The sequence below is a fragment of the Mesorhizobium sp. P2_B11 genome (assembly GCF_056404855.1).
The window spans coordinates 604,837-625,234 of record NZ_JBFUDF010000001.1 but is presented as its reverse complement, the minus strand read 5'-3'; the positions used below and the strand labels follow the sequence as shown (position 1 = coordinate 625,234).

The 20,398-nt window shown below is 63.2% G+C and carries 9 protein-coding genes; 7 read left to right on the top strand and 2 right to left on the bottom strand.

The window, feature by feature from the left end:
• Positions 1-12: 12 nt before the first annotated feature.
• The 5 genes from AC1DYJ_RS02755 to AC1DYJ_RS02735 all read left to right on the top strand — a co-directional run bounded on the left by AC1DYJ_RS02755 (position 13) and on the right by AC1DYJ_RS02735 (position 10,803).
• Complete coding sequence (locus tag AC1DYJ_RS02755) at positions 13-2,121, top strand: hypothetical protein (protein WP_477279774.1); 2,109 nt, start codon at positions 13-15, stop codon at positions 2,119-2,121.
• Positions 2,118-3,623 (top strand): hypothetical protein, encoded by a 1,506-nt coding sequence (locus AC1DYJ_RS02750; RefSeq protein WP_477279772.1) that lies wholly within the window; start codon positions 2,118-2,120, stop codon positions 3,621-3,623. Before AC1DYJ_RS02755 ends, AC1DYJ_RS02750 begins: the two co-directional genes overlap by 4 nt.
• Positions 3,620-9,079 (top strand): ATP-binding protein, encoded by a 5,460-nt coding sequence (locus tag AC1DYJ_RS02745; RefSeq protein WP_477279770.1) that lies wholly within the window; start codon positions 3,620-3,622, stop codon positions 9,077-9,079. The genes AC1DYJ_RS02750 and AC1DYJ_RS02745 overlap by 4 nt, the downstream gene beginning before the upstream one ends.
• 8 nt (positions 9,080-9,087) lie before the next feature.
• Positions 9,088-9,519, top strand: a complete 432-nt coding sequence (locus AC1DYJ_RS02740; protein ID WP_477279768.1) for a very short patch repair endonuclease — start codon at positions 9,088-9,090, stop codon at positions 9,517-9,519.
• A gap of 66 nt (positions 9,520-9,585) precedes the next feature.
• Positions 9,586-10,803: a DNA cytosine methyltransferase gene (locus tag AC1DYJ_RS02735; RefSeq protein WP_477279766.1), complete on the top strand. Its 1,218-nt coding sequence runs from the start codon at positions 9,586-9,588 to the stop codon at positions 10,801-10,803.
• On the opposite strand, the gene AC1DYJ_RS02730 is transcribed toward AC1DYJ_RS02735, so the two are convergent.
• Complete coding sequence (locus AC1DYJ_RS02730; RefSeq protein ID WP_477279764.1) at positions 10,800-11,747, bottom strand: response regulator; 948 nt, start codon at positions 11,745-11,747, stop codon at positions 10,800-10,802. The two genes, AC1DYJ_RS02735 and AC1DYJ_RS02730, sit on opposite strands and share 4 nt — an antisense overlap.
• On the bottom strand, positions 11,744-14,164 hold the full coding sequence (locus tag AC1DYJ_RS02725) for an ATP-binding protein (RefSeq protein WP_477279762.1): 2,421 nt from the start codon (positions 14,162-14,164) through the stop codon (positions 11,744-11,746). The genes AC1DYJ_RS02730 and AC1DYJ_RS02725 overlap by 4 nt, the downstream gene beginning before the upstream one ends.
• 599 nt (positions 14,165-14,763) lie before the next feature.
• On the opposite strand from AC1DYJ_RS02725, the gene AC1DYJ_RS02720 reads away from it, so the two are divergent.
• Entirely contained in the window at positions 14,764-15,054 is a 291-nt protein-coding gene (locus tag AC1DYJ_RS02720) for a ribbon-helix-helix protein, CopG family (RefSeq protein WP_477279760.1), read from the top strand.
• Positions 15,055-15,700: 646 nt separating this feature from the next.
• The gene (locus AC1DYJ_RS02715; protein WP_477279758.1) at positions 15,701-20,236 is read left to right on the top strand and encodes a sacsin N-terminal ATP-binding-like domain-containing protein; all 4,536 of its coding nucleotides are present in this window, start codon (positions 15,701-15,703) and stop codon (positions 20,234-20,236) included.
• Positions 20,237-20,398 lie beyond the last annotated feature (162 nt).

The window sequence follows — 20,398 nt, the reverse complement described above, 5'->3', positions numbered from 1 at the left end:
CCAGGGGGCGGCATGACGGACGGGGGAGGAAGGGGAGAGTTCCCTGCAAAGCTGGTCGACTGGGCTGGCCATCGCGCAGGCGGCGTGCGGCGCCTGTTTGACGACGACAGTGGCCGGCCTGGCGTCATCATATTCGAGACGAACCTCCTGCATCGCCTCGAGGCGTGGACAGGAGCCTTTGGCAGGAAAGAGCCCGGCATACCGCGGGTCCTGTTGCTCGTCGGCGGCCCGGGCAATGGCAAGACCGAGGCCATAGAGTCGACCATCGGTTGGCTCGATGCGTCGCTTGGCGCCGGGTCGAGGCTGGTCGACGCCTTGCGGCTCGCCTTCTCCCCTCCGGATGGTATCGTTCCAAGGGTAGTCGACTTCAAGCTCGGCGACTTGCCTGGCCTCGACGGCCGCGGAAACCTGATCGTCGTGCAAGATGCGTCGGTCGTGACAGGCCGGGAAACACGCACGGCAGCGCAAATGCTGCTCGCCGAATTGGAGGCGACGCTGTCGGACGATACGGACGGCGTGTACCTGTGTTGCGTCAACCGTGGTGTCCTCGACGATGCCTTGATCGAGGCCATCGACGCGGGAGCGGATTCTGTGCGTGACTTGCTGGAGGCCGTGTCGCGAGCGGTGGGCTTGTTCCCGGACGCCCCGCCGTGCTGGCCCTTGCCGTCGTACCCCGCCGTGGCGGTCTGGCCGATGGATGCCGAGTCCCTGCTCGTCAGTCCTGTCGCGGGTGGCCCGGCACCGGCCAGTGCCTTGCTGCAGGTCGCGCTGGACGAGCGGAGATGGAGGCCCCATGGCAGTTGCGAAGCTGGCCCGTCCTGCCCTTTTTGCTCGAGCCGGGAGCAGCTGTCTCGCGACCGCGAGCTTTCCGCCCTACTGAAGATGCTCCGGTGGTACGAGGTCGCGAGCGGCAAGCGATGGAGCTTCCGCGATCTCTTCTCGCTCGCGTCATACCTTCTGGCCGGGCACCAGGCATCATCCCGGAATGACGGCCTCGCGCCGTGTAGCTGGGCCGCACGGCTCGTGCAGCTGGACGACCTTCCCCGGCGGAAGGGCAAGCCATCGAAGGATACCTCGTCCGCCTTGTTCCACCTGGTCGCAGCCCAGTACCAGCACGCGCTATTTCATCGCTGGGACCGCGAGGCTGGTCCATCGCTCCTGCGGGACATCAAGGAGCTGGGCCTCGAGGACGACAACACGGCGATGGGCCTGCACTGGTTCCTAATGTCACGGCGCATCCAATACCTTCCGGCAATGATCGGCGTGTCGCTGGAGGGCATGGTGGAACTCATGGATCCTGCCCTGACGGACCCCGACACTGAGGTCCAGGCAACCCAGCGAACGACATGGTGGCTGCGCGATATCGACGTGCGGTTCAGCCGGTCCGTCAGCGAAGGGCTGGATTACGTGAGGAAGTCCCAGGTAATGTCGAAGGTCGAGCTGGAGCTGCTGGACCGCATTGCCGCGCTGGACGCCGTCCTGTCCAACAGCGCGATCCGCAAGAAGCGCCCGCAGGCGGCGAGCCGGGTGCAACGGATCTGCCGGGACTTTGCATGCCGCATGGTCAGGCGCACCCTAGGGGCGCGGACGTCGTCAGTCCTCGACGCAGGCATCCTCGCCGACTTCCAGGCGGTTATCGAGGACGTGGGTGGGAACGACCTCTACGACGTGGCCCGGGAGGTGGAGCGACTGCTCAACACCAACCAGGATTTTGAGATTTCCCTCACGACGACGTTCGGCCAGCCACTTCCCCCGCCGATGCAGCGTGCGGTGCTCGTCGTGCCCGCACGCCCAGTGAAGCCGCTGGACGAGGACCCTGTGGACCGGCCACGCAATCCGATCTCCTTCCTGAAGGTCGGCGCGGGCAGGTCATCACAGCCGATCGCCCTGACCTACGACCTGTTCAAGGCGGTCAAGGAGCTTGAACGCGGCATGTCGATTGCGTCGCTGCCGCGGACCGTGCTCGCCTTGCTCGACACGGCGCGGGCTCGGCTGTCTGGCTCGATCGTCCGTGACCGCGAGATTCTCGACCGGGCGCGCATCCGCATCGGCACCGGTGGCGTCGTGATCGAGGAACGGCGGCTCGGCTTCGCCTCCCACCGGGAGGGGGCAGGCCGATGACGCTTGCCAAGTTCCGCGACGAGCCATGGAAGACGTCGCATCGCGCCTATTCCTCCTCGGCGCTGGCGATGACGCCAGCACCCGAATATGCTAGCTCGGAAGTCATCCTCTCGTCCCTGTACCGCGTCGTCGGCTTCCCCGGGTTGTCCGAGGGTGCGGTGCCGCAAGCTGGCCGAGACCTCGACAAGGACATCCAGAAGTTCCGGAACAATCGCAGGGAGCGCGCGGGCGCGGCGCTCGATGCAGACTCCTTCCACACGATGCTGCACTCGGCGCTCGAGAGCCCTAAGTTGCCGAACCAGTCGTCGAAGCGGTTCCTGCAGGTGACACCCCTTGTCCCCCAGGCAACGGTATTCTCGGGTTCCGCCCGCAACGCGGGCAATCCCTGGTCTGCAGGTACGCTTGTTCGCCGGATGGTGTGGCTCGGCGCCGCAAGCCCCGAAGACGCCCAGGCAATCTGGAGCGAGCTGTTCGCGGCGCTGTCGGTCGACGCGGACGATGATGTGTTTGCGCGATTCCTCCAGCAGGAGATTGCCGCCTGGACGTCCGGCTCGACATGGCGCGCGGTAGCGCCCGAGGAAAGCGCCGCACTGGCCGCCGCCGATCGCGACGGACTGTCCTATCCGGCACGGCAATTTGCCACGGACCTCGTTGCAGTGCTGCGGGCGAAAGGCGCAATGACGCGCCGGCAATGGACCAGCCTCCTCGAGGCAGTCCTCCGCATCGGTGCCGTGTCCCATGTCGTGTGGTTGTGCGAGCTTCATGATCGCGCTTGGTCGTGCCTTCGTGCATCGGCCGCCGGGAACGGGCCGCGCACGGTCGGAGAGGCGCGCGTGGCCATGTTCCCGAGTGCATTTTCGTATCTCTCCTATGGCGACCGTGCCCTGCCAACCATCAAGGACCGGGCATCGTCGTTCCTTCAGGCTCGCGTTGGCATGAACGCGATCCTCTGGGGTATCCAGGAGGTCAGCGGCGATGTCGCGGGCGGCCTGGGATCGGCCGAGCAGTTGCTGGCTCTTTGCGATGCTGCGCGGAGCGCCGCAGGCGGGCTAGCCGGCCTTGGTATCGCCGACATCGTGGCGGAAATCCAAGAGCGGGAGAACCGGGCGATCCTTTGCCGGAAGGGCATCGGCTCGAACATCATGGAGTTCGCACGGCACGTCCTCGGACAGCGCCAAGCCGCGAGCGAGATCCTGCGGGGCTACGACCAGGGCTATGTCCTCCGGAAGAAGAGCTCCAGCAAGTCAAGCCCCTGGATCGTCGGGCTTGGGCCGGTCGCCGTCCTGACGCTTGTGCATTGCTCGCTCGCAGGAACATCAGGGCCGCGCTCGGTCCGGCGGCTTGCACAGCACCTTGGCGAGTATGGCATTTCCATCAACCACCGCGACATCGCGTTCAACGACCTGGGCCACCAGCTTCGCATGCTGGGCCTCGTGCTCGACAGCCCCGACGCCGAGAGCGGGATGCTGCTCGTGCCCCCATTCGTGGAGCAAGACGCATGAACCGCCTTGCCATGGCACTGGCGGATATCATCCGCGGCAGGATCAACCGCGCAGCGGTCGACGCTGGCGCCGAGGTCCGGTTTATCTTCCACGGACCGCCGCTCGAGATCCTGGGCCAGGCGTTCGACTTGCTTGTGTACGGGATGCGCGACGGCGGCCTACCCGTGCCGATCCTCCTGCAGGTCCCGTCACTGGCGCCGGACCAGGCAAATCCGGCGGTTGGGTCTGCCGGGCGCTGCGACGAGACGCACCTCCTCAACCTGCGGAATTCGCCGTCCAAGCCCACCTATATCGCGCTCGTCCCGCCCGGGCAGCATAGCAACAAGTCGGTCTCGAGTACGACCGACGAGTTCGGGATGCTGGCCTCGAACAACTCCGGAAACGTCCCCTTCGAGGACTGGTGGTCGGACGAGTTCCTCCAGGAGCTAGTCGGCATCGGCATCGCGCAAGCGGGCGTGCCAGAGCTGGATCGCGATAGCGCCCGCGCGGTAGTCGAGCATGCCGCGGGGGCTGGCGACGAGGTCGACAACGACCGCACCCAGCGCGCCGCCGCCTGGCGGGTCGTATCGCGCCTTTTCTCGGCCACCCCCATTGGCGACGGGCTATCACCGGCTTCGCGCGTCAGCCTTGCCGTGGGCGTGCCACCGATGCGGGACGGCAGCTTTTCGTCCAAGGAGCAGTTGGCAACCCTCGACAAGATCGCTGATGCCCTTGGCGACGGCTTCAACGCGGGAATAGCGCGCGCACAAGAAGGTGCGAGCGACGATGACGCGGCAATCCTCGGCGAGTTCCTTGCCCATCTCAAGGCCGCCTGCGACCGTCCGACAGCGTTCGAGCGCGCCGCCGCCGCATATTACGCACCGGCGGGCGGCCTTGAGGTGGGCCCGGCACCGGACTGGTGGACCGCGTTGACTGTAGAGAAATGGTCAGAGCTGCTGGCCGAGGACGCCACGGCGACCGGCGACATCAACATGATCTGCTCGAACGGGATCATCCCGCCCGGCAAGGGCATGCCGGTGCTTGTCGAGTCCGAGGTAGCCCTTGAGTTCGAGACCGTCGGTCCCGCCGCGTCGGATGCGGTCGTCACGATCGAGCGAACGCCAGGGGGGACGGCTGGCAAGCAAATCGGCCAGGTTCGCGCTGACAGCGGCAAGGCATTCCTCGACGCTGCCCCGCCGGTCCACCGGACCCCGATCCGCTATGTCGCGTCGGCGGAGCATTTCAAGCCTGGCGCGATCAAGATCGTTTCCTTGGCAACCTGGGCTCCCGGGATCTTCGTGACATGCCGCCTCGCCCGCAAGCTCACGCCCCCGAAGCGACGCAAGGGGCGCGGCGGGCCGGAGTTCGAGGCGGGCTTGCTGCTCCCGGGCGCTGGGCGATACGAGTTGCTCGTGTTCGCCTCGCCAGGCGTGGAGCTCGAGGATTCGGCCGCCGGCAACCCCGATGATGCTGCCGAGCGCGGAGACGCGGCAAAGGTGCTCCCGGTCCGCACGGTCAAGCCACGGCAGTTCCAAGTCGAAGTAGAGGTCGACGGCAACTATCAGGTCGATCTTCGATTCGACCGGCAGCTGGCCGACGGGAGGGTCTCGCGGGAGACCTGCCGCGTGTCCCTGTCGATCGAGGAGATCCAGCAACAAGGTTGTCGCAGCGAGTTCGAGCGGCTGATCCGTGCCAACCGGCGCACGATCCAGCCTTCCGAGGCGCGTGCCATCGTGCAGCTCAATCGCAATGCGCGTTGCTCGAGCCTCCAGGACTGGATGCTTTCGGCCGAGCTTGCCGCCAGGTCGTACATGCCTATCGTCATCGCCGACGACTATGTCGAGTCCTGGGTCCAGCCCAGCTGGACCGAGCCAGCGGGGCCGATCTTCTCGGGCGGCCGCTTCCTCAAGGACCCCCGGCCGGCGCCATCGGATTTCCAACCTCCCGCGGGGTTTGTCGAGGCACGGGTGGCGATCGCCGCGCGGATCCGAGGCGGGGATGACGAAACAGGGCTCGTCGAATCTGCCCAGCTCGGGAAATGGCTGGACACGGACACCGACTTCAGCAGGCTCGTGGAGCAATACCTGGGCGCCTACCAGTCCTGGCTGGCGGCCGAGCCAGATGTCGCATGCTGGGTGGACGTCGTGGCGATCACGTCGCTCCAGCAAGACGGTCGCACCTTGTCGCGCGTCCCGGATGCCATCTTGCTGTCGCCGCTCCACCCCGTGAGGATTGCGTGGCAGGCCATCGCACAACAGGTGCTGGTCGAGGCCGACGAGGCGGAGAAGCCTTGCCCGGCTGCAAGCGTGCTGGACCCCGACTGCGTCCCCGACATCCTCTCGATGGCCTTGCGTTCCCCCAGCGGGATCGACCATGTCGACTTCGTAGCGGTCGAGAACGGCACCGACTATTGGTCGGTCCTCTGGAATGGCCAGCAACTACGCGGCCTTCCCAAGCGGTCCCAGATGGCGCCGTTCGGCGACGGGTTTGGCATCTCGGTGGGCGGCATCTCGGTTGGCTTCAGTGCTGCCCAGGTGGGCCGCGCGCTTGATGACGTGTCGGATCTCCTGGCTGCCAAGCCAGTGATAGGAATCGCCGTGACTAGCGCCGGCGGCACCACGGATGCCTGCAACGAGGGCCTTATCGGATGGTGTGGCGCCCGGTACCAGCAGGACGAGGGACGTCCGGTGCGCCAATCCGTCGGTCCTCGCCTGGTCAACATCTTCGATGATCGCGACTTGGCCTCCCGGCCCGACGACGCCCGTATCGCCAACCTCTCCGAGGACACCGGGAACAAGGTCCGATGGTTCGATGGCCAGCCGCCCGACGTCGTGCCCGACCTCGGGATCATYGCCCAGCTCGATATGTCCGAGCCCGGTACGACAAAGGTCCAGAACCGCACGCCGCTCGGCCACGCCGCGCTGATCCGCCATCGTATCCGCCGCCAGTTGCGCGGTGCCTTCATCAGTGAATCCCGCCAGGGGCAGCAACCTGGCATGTCCGGCGATCCGCTCGCTGACAAGGTCGCTGCTTGCGTCGCCGCGATGGAAAGCCTGGGCCAGGAACGGACTGGGCTGAGCTTTGCGCCCAACGTGAACGCCATCCACGACATGCTCGAGACCCGCAAGACCGACTTCGTCGCAGTGTCTTCCTCGGCCATCGACCCGGCATGCTTCCTTGGTGGATGGCTTGAGGGAAGCTACCTCTGGGACTATGACCTGCCGTCCTATTCACACCGGGCGGGCGACACGAACGGATACTACCTGCTGTCGCGCGTGAAGGACGCCGACCGCGAGGCGCTTGCGAAGGCCTTGTCCCGGCTGCCCGGATGTGGGGACATGCCGCCTGGCAAGGTCCAGGACGTGCTCCTTGAGGTCGCGCGCCGTGGCATCCCGACCATCCGGGGGCTGGCGGGCGATGATTCAGGGGCGACCGGCGACCTGGGTCTCTTTCTCGCGGTCCGCCTGCTGCAAGACCGCTTCCGCGCCGCGAGCGAGGTCGAAAGCCTCCTGCCCGTCATTGGCGGTACCGGCGACGATGCCCAAATCGCGATCATCGTGCCGGTCGATCCGTTTCGCGGCTACATCTCGGACATCGCACGGACATTGCGGAAGGGGAGGGAGACGAGTCTTGCGCGCCCGGACTTGCTTGTCATCGGCGTCCGCCTTTCCGGTGACAAGGTTCGCATCCACCTGACCCCGGTCGAGGTAAAGTGCCGCCCCGGATCCAGCTTCCCTGCAGCCGAGGTCGCCGATGCACTCGACCAGGCCAAGACCATGTCGCGGCTATTGTCATCGATGCTGCCGCATGAGGGGCAACCGCGTGCGTGGTCACTGGCGTTCCAGCACCTGCTCCTCTCGGTCGTTGGCTTTGGGATGCGCGTCTACAGCCAGCATCCCGACGTCGTGGACCAGGAGCTGTGGTCGATGTTCCACGAGCGGATTGCCGCAGCCATTCTCGCGGAGGACTGCCCCGTCACGGTCGACCAGCGCGGCAGGCTCGTGGTGATCGATGACAACCCGCGCAGCAGCGCGCGAGACCGCGATGGCGATGGGTTCGACGAGACGATCACGATCGGCCTGGAGGACGGCGGCCGCATGGTCGCCGGCGACCCGGCTGCCTTCTATGACAGTGTCAGGGCAAAGGTCGGCGAATGGGACCTCTTGCCTTCGCCTGACGATCCCATTCCCCTGGGAGCCGCCAAGGTCGGGCAGGCAGTCGCGCGCGATGCCCCGCCGGCGTCGTCACCAGCGGCCAGGCAGGTCCCGCCTAGCGCCGGCGACGAGCCTGTCACTGACACCACGGAGATCAGGCCACCGTCCGAGCCTGCGCCAGCCGGGGATGCGAGGGGCATCGCAGTGGAGGTCGGCCGGACGGTCGACGGATTCCAGCCGCGCGACATCGAGCTGAACATCTCGGATACCCGGCTGAACCATCTCAACATGGGGGTGGTCGGCGATCTCGGGACCGGGAAGACACAACTCCTGAAGTCGCTGATCTTGCAGATATCGGCGGCGACGGAGGCAAACCGCGGCATCCGGCCGCGCTTTCTGATCTTCGACTACAAGCGAGACTATAGCAGTCCAGAGTTCGTGGCTGCCACCGGTGCGCGCGTAGTCCGGCCGGAACGCCTGCCAATCAATCTCTTCGACACGAGCACGATGGAAGAGACGACTGCGCCTTGGCTGCATCGCTATCGTTTCTTTGCGGACGTGCTCGACAAGATCTACTCGGGAATCGGCCCGGTCCAGCGCGACAAGCTCAAAAAGGCGGTTCGGGCCGCTTATGACTCGGCGCTGCCCGGACAGCCGCCAACGCTCTACGACGTTCACGCCATCTACGGGGAGATGCTGGACGGCAAGTCGGACTCGATCATGGCGATCATCGACGACCTCGTAGACATGGAGGTATTCGCGCCAAATACGCGCGAGACGATCCCCTTCAACGACTTTCTCAACGGCGTCGTGGTGATATCGCTTGATGCGCTCGGCCAGGACGACCGCAGCAAGAACATGCTCGTCGCGGTCATGCTCAACCTGTTCTACGAAAACATGCTCCGAACGCCGAAGCGCCCCTTCCTCGGCACCGATCCGCAGCTCCGTGCCATAGATTCCTATATGCTCGTCGACGAGGCAGACAGTATCATGCGCTATGAGTTCGACGTGTTGCGGAAGCTCCTCCTCCAGGGTCGCGAGTTCGGTACCGGCATCATCCTCGCCTCGCAATACCTGCGGCACTTCAAGGTGAATGCGACCGATTACCGCGAGCCGCTGCTGACATGGTTTGTCCACAAGGTGCCGAACGTCACGCCAGGCGAGCTTTCCGCCCTCGGGCTGACAGGTTCGCTGGCTGACCTTGCCGAGCGGGTGAAATCCCTCCAGAACCACCAGTGCCTCTACAAGTCCTTCGACGTGCCCGGCGAGATCATACGAGGGCTGCCGTTCTTCGAGCTGGTCCAGCGCGACGGGAACGGCTGAGGGCGTGGATGGCCGACTTCCTCACACCTGCCGAGCGATCGACCCGGATGTCGCGCATCAGGTCGCGGGACACCTCGCCGGAAATATCGTTGCGCAAGGCGCTGCACGCCCTTGGCCTTCGCTTCCGGCTCGACAATCGCAAGCTACCCGGGAAACCAGACTTGGTCCTGCCGCGATACAAGGCCGCCGTCTTCGTCCATGGGTGTTTCTGGCACCGCCACGAGGCTTGCAAGGTCGCCACGACCCCCAAGTCGAACACGGACTTTTGGCTCCAGAAGTTCGACCGGAACATAGCCCGGGATACCCGAGTCATCGACGAGTTGCGAGCGCTCGGGTGGCATGTGTTCGTGGCATGGGAGTGCGAGCTCGATTCCGGCCGCAAGGCATCGGCCAAGGCGCTGGAGCTTGCCCGCGCCATCCGCGCCTGCAACCCAGGATAGGGGATGGCACGGCCAATGGCCACTAGGTCCGCACTTCCCTTCGTGGATCCCGCGCCTCGCGCGGCGTTGACGTTCATCGACGTTTTTGCGGGTTGCGGGGGGCTGAGCCTTGGCCTGGAGCGCGCTGGCTGGGAATGCCTGGTCGCGATCGAGAAGGATCCGCTTGCCTTCGCGACCTACCAGGCCAATTTCCTTTCCGGCGCCACGCCGGTTGGCATGCAATGGCCCGATGGGGTGGCCGAGAAAGCATGGGACATCTCGGCCTTCAGGAAGGAATGTACGCAATTCCTGGACAAGGTGCGGGGAAACGTCGACCTTCTCGCCGGCGGCCCGCCTTGCCAGGGCTTTTCCCACGCTGGACGGCGGCAGGCCGACGACCCGCGGAACCGGTTGTTCGAGGACTACCTCTCCCTAGTCCGGGATCTCCAGCCCAAGGCAGTGCTCATCGAGAACGTCCGTGGTTTCACGTCGGATTTCGGGAGCGGGATGCCGGGTGCCGGCAGGAATTTCGCCGCCGAGCTCAAGGAACACCTCGCCGAGAGCTACGAGACAACCGACACGATCCTCATGGCAAGCGACTTCGGCGTGCCACAGGCTCGGCCCCGGTTCTTCCTTGTCGGCGTGCGGCGCGACCTGGCGTCGGCGGATGGCATGGGCTCCTTTTTCGGCATGCTACGTGGCCAGTCCCGCCGGTTCCTCGCCGCGCGAGGGCTGGCGCTGGGGACGACGGCGCGCGACGCGCTATCCGACCTGGAGGTCGAGCGGGTAGGCACGATCGATTGCCCTGACTCGGCGGGTTATTCGGCGATTGCCTATGGCGGCCCGCTGTCGGCCTTCCAGCGCGCAATGCAGGATGGCCATGGCAAGGCGCCGGGAGACACCCGCCTGGCACGGCATGCGCCAGAAATCCGTGCGCGCTTTGCGGACATCATTCGCTGTAGCAGTGAGGAGGGTCGGCTCAACCAAGTCATATCCCCCGACCTGCGGCGAAAGCATGGACTCAAGAAAATCGCAGTCCGCGTGCTTGATCCGCTGGCGCCGGCGCCAACCATCACCAGCATGCCGGAGGACCTGCTGCACTACCGGGAGCCAAGGACCTTGACCGTTCGCGAGAATGCGCGGCTACAATCCTTCCCGGACTGGTTCCAGTTCAAGGGAAAATACACCACGGGGGGCTTGGCGCGCCGGACGGAGATTCCCCGGTTCACGCAGGTCGCTAATGCGGTTCCGCCTCTGCTGGCCGAGCAGATTGGCAAATGCCTCGCCAACCTCCTCGGTTCCTAAGCGGGGCACTTTGCATTTATTGCCTCGCAGATGGCCTTGAGTGCATCCCGTTGCGCAGTCAGCTGGCTTCGAAAGGTCGTCATCCACGCCTCGTCGATCTCTATTGCCGGCTTGCCGAGGCGAATGGCTTGAAGTGATGCAGTCATGCCATCGTCCATCATGGCCCGCGCATGTGCGAGGAGATTGCGCTTTCCAATGATCTCGGTCTCGTAGTTCGCAAAGACCTGGCACGGGCCGCTATTTTTGCCGAGTGTCAAATCCCCTAGCTTCGCGATAGCCTGCCACTTGTAGGTTGATGTGAAGATTGAGTTGTCGGTTAGAATGCCAATGACATCGCTGGCTTTGACCCGCTTCTCAAGCCTACCCAGGTTTCCTTGCTCGTTGTCCCACAGGCTTTCAATGCGTTCGCGACCTTTGGCAACAAACGCGGCGTTTTTCGAAGCAAACGCCTTGGCAAGGATGTCCTCCATGAGGAGATCCATTTCCGCCACCTCCGCTATGGCAATCCCGCGCATGTGGTTCAGGTCGACGGCCTTGCCAACGATCGTGTCCGCGATTCCACACAGGACGGTGTCTAGGTCATTCCCGCGAGAAGCGATGAAGACGCCGTCCACGTGATATTCGGCCATCTTCGCCGCGAGCTCATTCCTGGGGCTTGTCGAATAGAAGATGATGTCAGTGTACTTTAGGCGACGGCGCACCGTACTTGCGGCTAGCGCGCCGTCTATATCTTCTTCGCCTAGACGATAATCGACGATCGCAAGATCGAAGTTTCTCCCCCCTGCCTGGCAATAGGCATCGATGCCCCTGACCGAGATATCAGGAGCGATCTCCACTTGCAGCCGGAAGCCCTTGTCCGCTAGGTCCATGCGGAGCATCTCGATGGCGTCAGATATTTCACCCGGCTGGTCATCGATCACGAGCAGTCTAAAATCCAGCCTCATGCCGGCAGCCTGATGCGAATGTGAGCCCCGGGGTGATCTTCGTCATAGGGCTCAGGCATGGCCTCGATCGTCCCCCCCATCGTCCCGACCACTTGCTGGACATGATGCAATCCAAGTCCGGATCCGTTTTTCCCAGTCGTTACGCCCATCTCGAAGACCGAGTCTAGGGGCTTGATAGTCCTGGGCCAGCCCGTCCCGTCATCTGCAGCATCTATGACAAGCAACTGCTTGCCATCACGTTTCTCGACCGAAAGAGCGAGCAGGAGCGTCGATGCCTCTGCCTTGCCGGCGTTCGAGACCAGATTGTCGACGATAATGCCGACCTCGATAGGCTTGAACTGCCGTTCGAAGCTTTTCTCCGTGCCGGTGACCGTGGCGGTCAAGCCAGACGGTGCCCAGGAATTCGCGATCGCCTCGGTATAGTCATGGATGAACTGGACGATGTCCTCCTTTCTCGACGTTGCCTGTTCCTTGTAGCCGCCTCGGCTGGCGAAGCGTGCCGCGGTGAGGATCTGGCTGTTGCGGAAGGACACCTTCTCGAGGAACCCCAAAATTTCTTCCTTCTTGATCTCGGTGGCGCGCCGAAGCTTGCCCGACATCAGCTTGATGCTGTCCTGGATCGCGGCAGCATGGATGCCAATCTGGTGGTGAAGATTGAGGATAGTGTCCTTGTCCAATGCCGAAGCCGAGATCAGGAAGCGGTTTCTCCCGCGCTCGTCGTCAAGCATGCCCTCGACAGCCACCAGCTCGGTCTTCGCTGTCGCGGCATCGCGCTCGGCTCGCAAGGCGCGGGCCTCGGCGCGTTGCTCGGCCTCTCGGGCCTCAGCCTCGGCAGCCTGCAGGGCTTCGATACGGGCGCGCGCTTGATCCACCGACGACAGGAGCTTCTTGTTGCCAGTCTTCTCCGCGAGCAATTCGAGCGCGCGGAAGGAATCCATGAAACTGTCGGACCGTTCGTCGACGATGCGCACGAGGTCCGGGTTGTAGGTGACGACCTCCACGCCCTCGGTTGCGGCCAGTCGCGAGACAAGCTGGGCAATCTTGGCGCTGCTGCTGTCGAGCCGCATCCTCGACGTGCTTGCCTCGTCCTTGTCGAAGTCGTCCTTCCAGGAGATATCCACGACGTAGCGCTCTAGCCGCTTGATGCACTTGTCGACCACCGCCTCGACAAGCTGCTCGACACCCTTGGTGTGGATGAAGCCACCCGCGCGGCTGGTCGCCTCGTCAAACCCCGGCACGCCGAGGACGTCCACGCGGCCGACGAGCTCGCGAGTGCCAAGAAAGCGCCGCTGGCCCTGCTGCTTGCGCTTGTTGAGGCCGAAAAAATCATCATCCTCGTTTCCGATCGGGAACACCCGAAAACCGTTGCGGAAGGCAAAGATCGAGCCAAAGTCGATCGAGCGGACACCCATGCGCCGCGAGAAGGTGACCTTGGCACTGCGGTTGAGGTAATACACGTCCGCAGAGAAGCCGGCGTCCTTCAGGCGCCCGTACGGGTTGGCCTCTCGAATCCGGTATACAAGCTCGCCACGATCCTCGAGCTCGGTCTCGAGCCTGCTGCCATCCCCGATCGATTTCACGCGGATGACGGTGGTCCGCTCGGCGAGTGCCTTGAGGATCGAATTTTCAATGATCCCGTTGACAGCGAACCCAGCCGGGTCCTCCGGGTCGCGCCCGGCATTGAGCGCATTGATCGCGGCATCTGCCTCGGCCTCGGCCTCCGCAACGATCTCGATCTTGAACTTGTCGCCCTTGGTCGAGAACGGGTTGATCAGCTTGCTCAACGCGCGGCGAAGGTCGAGAAGCTTCTCACGATCCCATTCAGACCGGAGCCGACGGATGACCAGGCTTGTACCGGTCCCACGCGGCGAATGGTGTGAACCGGGCGGGAATGCGCTGCCCTGGCCCAGTGTCACGCCGACCTTTGCGAACTCTTGCTTGGGATTCTTTTCGTATTTGCGCCAGTCCACGTCGAGCGTCTGGACCCTGCGGCCGCGCGCGCGACTATAAAGGAGCAGTGTCTCGCCAAGGCTGTCGCACGAGAACCGCCCAACTCCCTTCGCACCTGCGTAGACTCTGCGCGCCTCGCCAATACGATTACGATAGTCGACATCCTCGGTGCCATCGCGTTTCGCCGAGTAGGCAACGAACAGCCACTTGCCAAGTATATCCTCGCGTCGCATCCCCTTGCCATCGTCAGAGATGACGATTGCATCCTTCTCGAACACAACGACGACCTTCTTGGCGCGGGCATCGAAGGCGTTCTTCACGAGTTCGAACACCGCGACGAAGTCGTCGGTGATCAAGTCCCGCCCGATCAAATCCTTCAAGCCGGTGCTAACGCGGAAATGATGGACGCCGGGCCTCCCCTTGTCCGCCACGCTAGGTTTCTGGCTCGCCGCCGCGCTCATTGCCATCGTGTACCGCCACCCTCCTAGGCCGGGGCTTATCGCCGGGCCCAGATGCAGCCGTACTGGATCGTTTTCAGCGCACGGAATCACCTCGGCGCCGTTTACCCCTGGCCTCGCCATGCATGATGGCGCGCCAACGCGATTTGGGCAAGGCGTGTTGTATTCGGCGGAGCGGCTCGTCCAACGGTTCCTTCGCCGACCCGTGTGGGCCGTCACCAACCTCATGAGCCCACGCATCCAATCTGCACCCAAGATGGCGGCGGCCTCTATCCGTTTTGAGAACGACAAGCCTGTCCCTAGGGTGCGAGCCTTGCGCTTCCATACGGTTTCCGCAATCCTGACATGATGCGACGTTCTCCCCTTGGATTTGTGCTGGCGCTGGCAAAAATGCGGCTAGCTCAAAAGCCTTCCGCCGGTGCGGAGGATTGGGCACCGGTGTCGACAGCCGATACAGGCTCTGCAACTTCCCTCCGCGTCCACTACTCGCCAGAGGAGTTGGAACGGCGGCGTGAGAACACGAGGCGAGCAACCGAACACGCCACCGCCTACATCGCCGCTGAGCTGGAAAAAGCAAAAGCGCGCAGAGAACGGCGCGATAAAAGACCATGACCCGCATATCCTTTGCCGAGGAGCTTGAAAGCTGCGCTGATCGCATAGCGGACATGTCGCGGCCGGATCTGCAGATCATCCTTCGTCGCGCGGCTTTGATGCTCAGGAATGTTGCGGGCGTTTCCCTGGAGCCGGCGACTGAGGATGCACTCAACGACCTGGCTGCCGAGATGAAAGTGGGCCGATCCGACCTCATAGAGATTGTATTGCGCGAGTGGCTGGAGACGAACGCCTATCTCCCCGTGCGCATCATCGACGAGGAAAGCGAAACCAACGGGAGCGCTTAGTGGTGATAGCGCCATCCTCATTCGTCTTACCATACGACGCGTGCTGACTGGCTAATCTCCGCGCCGGCAACTGTCGGCGCTCCAAGGAAGAACGGCGTATAAACCGCAGTCCTGCGCGCGTCCGCAACAGGGGATGTTGTCGCGCGCAGGACGGAGGAAATTCGCCCCCGTCGCGGGCGGTGAACGGGACAGCCGTAGGAGCGTCAGCATAGCGCCGGCCGCAGGACGGGACGCGGGACCGACTGTCCCCGTCCGCGGCGGTCCGCATGATTTGCGTCACGACGGAAGCCGGCCGGCCTCGATCGCGCGCAGTTCAGGTTCTCTCGACAGTCCCGCCGCCGATCGGCCACGGTAGGATTGGCCAGTACAGCGGCGAGTTTGCCTGGAAGAAATCGATTAGGTCTTGCGCCCTACGCCTCAGTCCTCCGTATTTTCCCTGATCAATGGCGAGCATCCGCGCCGTGGAGCCTGTGGGCCCGTGGGCTGCAAGATCCGACATAAAAATCTGTATAGCATCGCCCTACGGAAGCTTTCAAAATACGCGGGGCCTGACCCTCGTGATAACTATTGCTCCTGCCTGTGACCAGCCGAACCTACGCCAGACAGAATTTTGCAACGCTGCGTTCACATAAGCTAGGATCAGCCCATGGACACCCAGTTACAAGCGCCGGGGACTTTCGAACAGGAAGAAGGCCGCCTCGCGGCTCAAAGATTGTGCGAATCCTGGCCCGATACCGCTTGGGTTCCAGAGCATCCGAGCCTGCCGTGGGCCGAAGGAGCATTGCAGGCCTTTGCCGATATCATCAGGCAACAGCCGGCGATATTCCGCGCAAGTCAGCGGGGCGCAGAAATCGGCGCCAGCATGCTCAGTCCGAGGCTTTTCCAGGGGCTGTCGGAGTCCCTCCAGAATGCGGATGACCTGGGTGCTTCCGAACTGCGGATCGTCGTGCGCCGCCAACCTCGCCGCGAACTTCTGCTGATCCACAATGGAAAGCCGGTTTCGCTCGCGCACGTGGGCGCAATGGTGTTGCCGTGGCTGTCAACAAAAGCTGACGACGACCAGGCCTCGGGCCGGTTCGGGATCGGGCAGAAAACCCTCAAAGCCCTCGGTGGGCCGCTGGAGATGCACTGCGCGCCCTTTCATTTCACCATGCTCGACGACGCCCCTAGGTGGGCTGATCCCTCCCCGCCAATTGCTGGCCTGTACCAGCCGGACTCACGGGACACGATGTTGGTTGTCCCGCTGTATCCGGAGATACAGGACTCCGAACTCGAGGAGGCGGTGGATTCCCTTGGGGTGGAAAGCCTGATCTTCCTGCGGAATATCCGTTCGCTATCATTTGCCGATCTTGATACGCCTGGCCAAAGCCGAACCTATTTAATCAAGGCGGGACCGGTGCGGGAAACCAAACTGCGCGTCGGGACTGAACTTCGCCCCGTCTCACACGATGTGCTGGAAATCCTCTCTCCGCCGGAGTCCTCTGGAACAAAGTTCCAGCGATATTGGACAGAACAGGCCGTTGGCCCGGATTCGGCGCGCCTGAACAAGGCCACGGGCAGGATCACCCCTCTGGGCGTTTGCATTTGCTCGGACCCGAGCAAGGCGGGGGCGCTCCACGACCGTGTGCCGCTCCCGATCAGCATCAACGCTCCGATCAGCCTGAACGCGCAATTCGATCCGGACGGCGCGCGCTCAGCTATCCTTCCGACCACCTGGAATAAGGAGCGCCTCGCCGATCTCGGCCAATTCCTGGGTGCTGTCGCTCTCGAAGCATTCGAGCGCGATCCTTCCAACGCGTGGTCGCATGTCCCGCTTAAATCGGAAGGGATCGAGGCCGGCGATTGGGTCCGAAAGCAGTTCGCCGAAGCCATTACCGGTACGTGCCATGCCCGGCTGATCGCAGAGCTTCGCCTTCCGGCAGGCACCGGCCTCGTTGCGCTTTCCCAGATCGTCTATGAAAGCGAGGATGTTGAGCCGCTGATATCACCGTCCGACCTGGAGATCCTCGCGAAAGGCCATTCGGCGATGTTGCCGACATGCCGAGACCAATTCGCGCGCTGGCGGCAATTATTGAACGAACTGGGACAATCCCGATCCTTAGGCCCAGCCCACGCTCTCGAATTGTTCGATCATGTTCATCAGGTCGAGGGCCGTGAACCGATCTGGTTCGTGGCGATGGCTGCACTGGCAATTAAGCACGGGCTTTGGGTCGAGTTCTCAAAAAAGGACGCTCTTCTCCTGGCCAATGGGAAGACAGTAGCCTGTCCCGCAAGGAATGGTCCGCGGGTGCTTGTCCGCAACGACAACCCGCACAGTCTTGCAAGGCGGCTCGGGCTCGCTCTGCCGCTACATAGGGCATATCTGGCGGAGACCCTCGAAGCCGCCAAGGTGACGGCAAAGCTTTCAGAAATGAAAACCCTGCGTGATTCATGCGACCAGCCGATCGAGGCCCTTCGGCTGCTCGCACGTTCCGAGGAGCCCACTGAGGCCCCGGTGCGGCTTGCGGACGACGATCTCCTCGCTCTCCGGCATGCCTGGGCTCACCTTACCCGCGACGAGCAACGAGACATGGGCGCCAAAATTGGGGCAAACGTCGAGTTGCGCACAATTGTCTATCAGAGCCGATCCCCACGTCCCGTCAGCGGCTGGGCCCGTCCCTACGATGCCTATCTTCCCGCACCCATCGATCGGGAGACTGATAGTTTCGCCAAGGCTGCCGCGCGAACTCCCGGCTTGATCTGGGTCGATCCCGACTATGCGAAGCTTCTGAAGCACGACCGCGGACGGAGCGAGGCGGGTGCACAGAGATTTTTGGTCGCCCTCGGCGTTTCTCGCGATCCTCGGCTCGTCGTGCCTCCCAACGAGTTGGTGAAGTGGTCTCGCGACACGCGCCCGGCGAGCCCGGCCGCCGGCGTTGATCGACCGGAGGCGCAGCTCAGGGCGATCAAGGGCGGGAAATATGGCGATCACCATCTCCTTGATGACCGATGGTCGCCTGACCTGGAAGCGGTGGTCAAAGACATCCAGTCCGGTCCCGCAAAGGCAAAGCGGAAGCGGGCCATGGCGCTTCTGAACGTGCTCAATCGCGGCTGGGAGCGGCGGTACGCCGACTACCAAACGGCGAAAGCGGTCATCGGCTACAATGGCTACTGGACGGATGCGCGAGAGGTGCAATCCACATGGCTCGCCCGTCTTGCATCTACGGCTTGGCTGCCCAACGGCAACGGCGCGCTCAGGGCTCCCAGCGAGCTGGCGTTGCCGACAGACGCCAATCGCCTGACCTACGGCGCGGATAGGAACGCTTACCTGGTAAAGATCGACCAGAAGGCGCTGAGGATTGATCTTCTCAAAGCGCTGGGCATCCGCCCCGGGCCTTCGGGTGACGATCTGATCGCGAGACTGCAATGGCTGCGAGACCAGGCTGTTACCCCCGAGGTCATCGAGCAGGTCCATACCGTCTATCAGCTTCTGGCGGCCGACCTCCAGACGAATGCCGCCGATATCAAGGCGGGCCGGGCGATGACGCCTCAGCGCCTCCGAAATGCCTTCCGGGCCTCGCCGGGACGCAGCGGGCTCTTGCTCGCGGCCGCAGGGTGGCATTCGCCAGAAGCAGTGCTCCGCGGCCCCCCAATTTTCGGGAATTATCGCGTCTTCGCACCCCACGTCAGCGGGCTCGAGCCGCTTTGGGCCGCCCTTAACATACCGACCCCAATCGCGAACGATTGCGTCGGCGTGCTGCGCGCGTTGACGAGAATTCGCTCGCCATCTTCGTCCGACCGGGGCGTGATGCTGATGACCTTTCGAGCGCTTGCGAACGTGATGAAAGAGGCTTCTCCCCAATTGCAGACGACATTGCGTCGCCTCCCACTCTGGACGGGGGAAGCATGGTCCACTTCGCGCCCGATGTATGTTCTGGACGGCGAGGCAATTGCGGGCGCGAACATTCCTGGCCTCAGTGTTTGGCGGCCCGGCTTTACCAGCTTCTCGGACCTGCGTTCCTTGTTTCCGGTCCTGGGCATCACTCATCTTCGATTGGAGGATTTCTCACCCCACTCATGGAGCGCCGCAGGGCTTGCAGAAGGAGAAACCAAAAGGAAGATCTTTGCCGAAGCCGTTGCGCTCCTCGACGACGAGCTCGTCCGCAACGACATCGGCCTCCATGAGTCGATTGGTTGCAATTGGAGCGAACTCATTCGCGCGCGATTCATAATTGATCCCGCCTTGGAGATCGCAGTACAGCTGGAGGGCCAGACCGCCATCCGAATTCCAGCTCGCGCTCATATGATGCGCGAGCCGCTCACCTTCATAGTGCGCAGTTTGCAAGACGCAGAAGCATCGGAAGCCGGCGGCCAGGCAATAGCTTCACTTTTCGCGGGTGATCGACAGAAGCTCGCCTGGGCATGGACATCCGTCTGGCGCCGGTCAAGCACAGGCGAGCAGGCCAACCACATTGTCCTTCCTTCGACCAAGCCTGAGGCAGCAAGCACGGTAGGCCGCTTGACGAATTTGCAGGCCCAGGCAAACGACCGGAGCGAGGGTGGACCGAAGCCGCCCAAACCCGGGCCAGGTAAATCCTCGGGCAAGCCGCAACCGGTTGTTCAGGTTCGTCAGCTCCGGGAAATCGAGACGCTTGAGCCGACGCTGGGAGCCATCGTCAACGCCGGCGCCAGCAACAACGGCGTGGTCTTCGTCAAGTCTCGCGCGAAAGGTCAGGCCGGGCGGACCTTCGATCCTAGCCCGAAAGGAGAGCCCGGGCAGAACCGTCAACCCAGTCGTTCGGTTCTTCCCCCCACCAGCGATCGGGAACAGTTGGCGCTTGAGGCCGTCAAGCGCGCGCTTCGCTTGAACCTGGGGCAAATCCAGGACGTTCGGGATCGGCGAGGAATTGGGGTCGATGCCATCGACGAGTTGCGCCAGTGCTACGAAATCAAGATGAGTTCCGGCGCAGCATTTCCCGTCGACGTGACCTTGACGGCAAGCGAAGTCGAAGCGGCGCAGAACGATCCGGATTTTTTCCTCGCTGTTGTAGCAGGGCTGGAAGCGGGCGATGGATGCTTGAGAGTGCGTTTCATCTTCAAGCCGCTTGAACAGCTAGCAGCCAAGATCCGCGGTGAAATTACTCTCACCGGCATCGATAAGGCCGAAGCGCTCGAGTACGAATTTCCGACATCGACGAAATAGAGCTTTCATGAGGCCGGGCGACTTTGGACTGGCTGGCTCCGGCGGGCGCCGACACGTGAAATTGTGGGAAGTCGAGGTTGGTGACGAATATGCCGCAAGTCATTTCTCACGGAGGCGCAATTCCAGACCGGCAATGGCATAACGCTCGCAAGGCTGAACGAG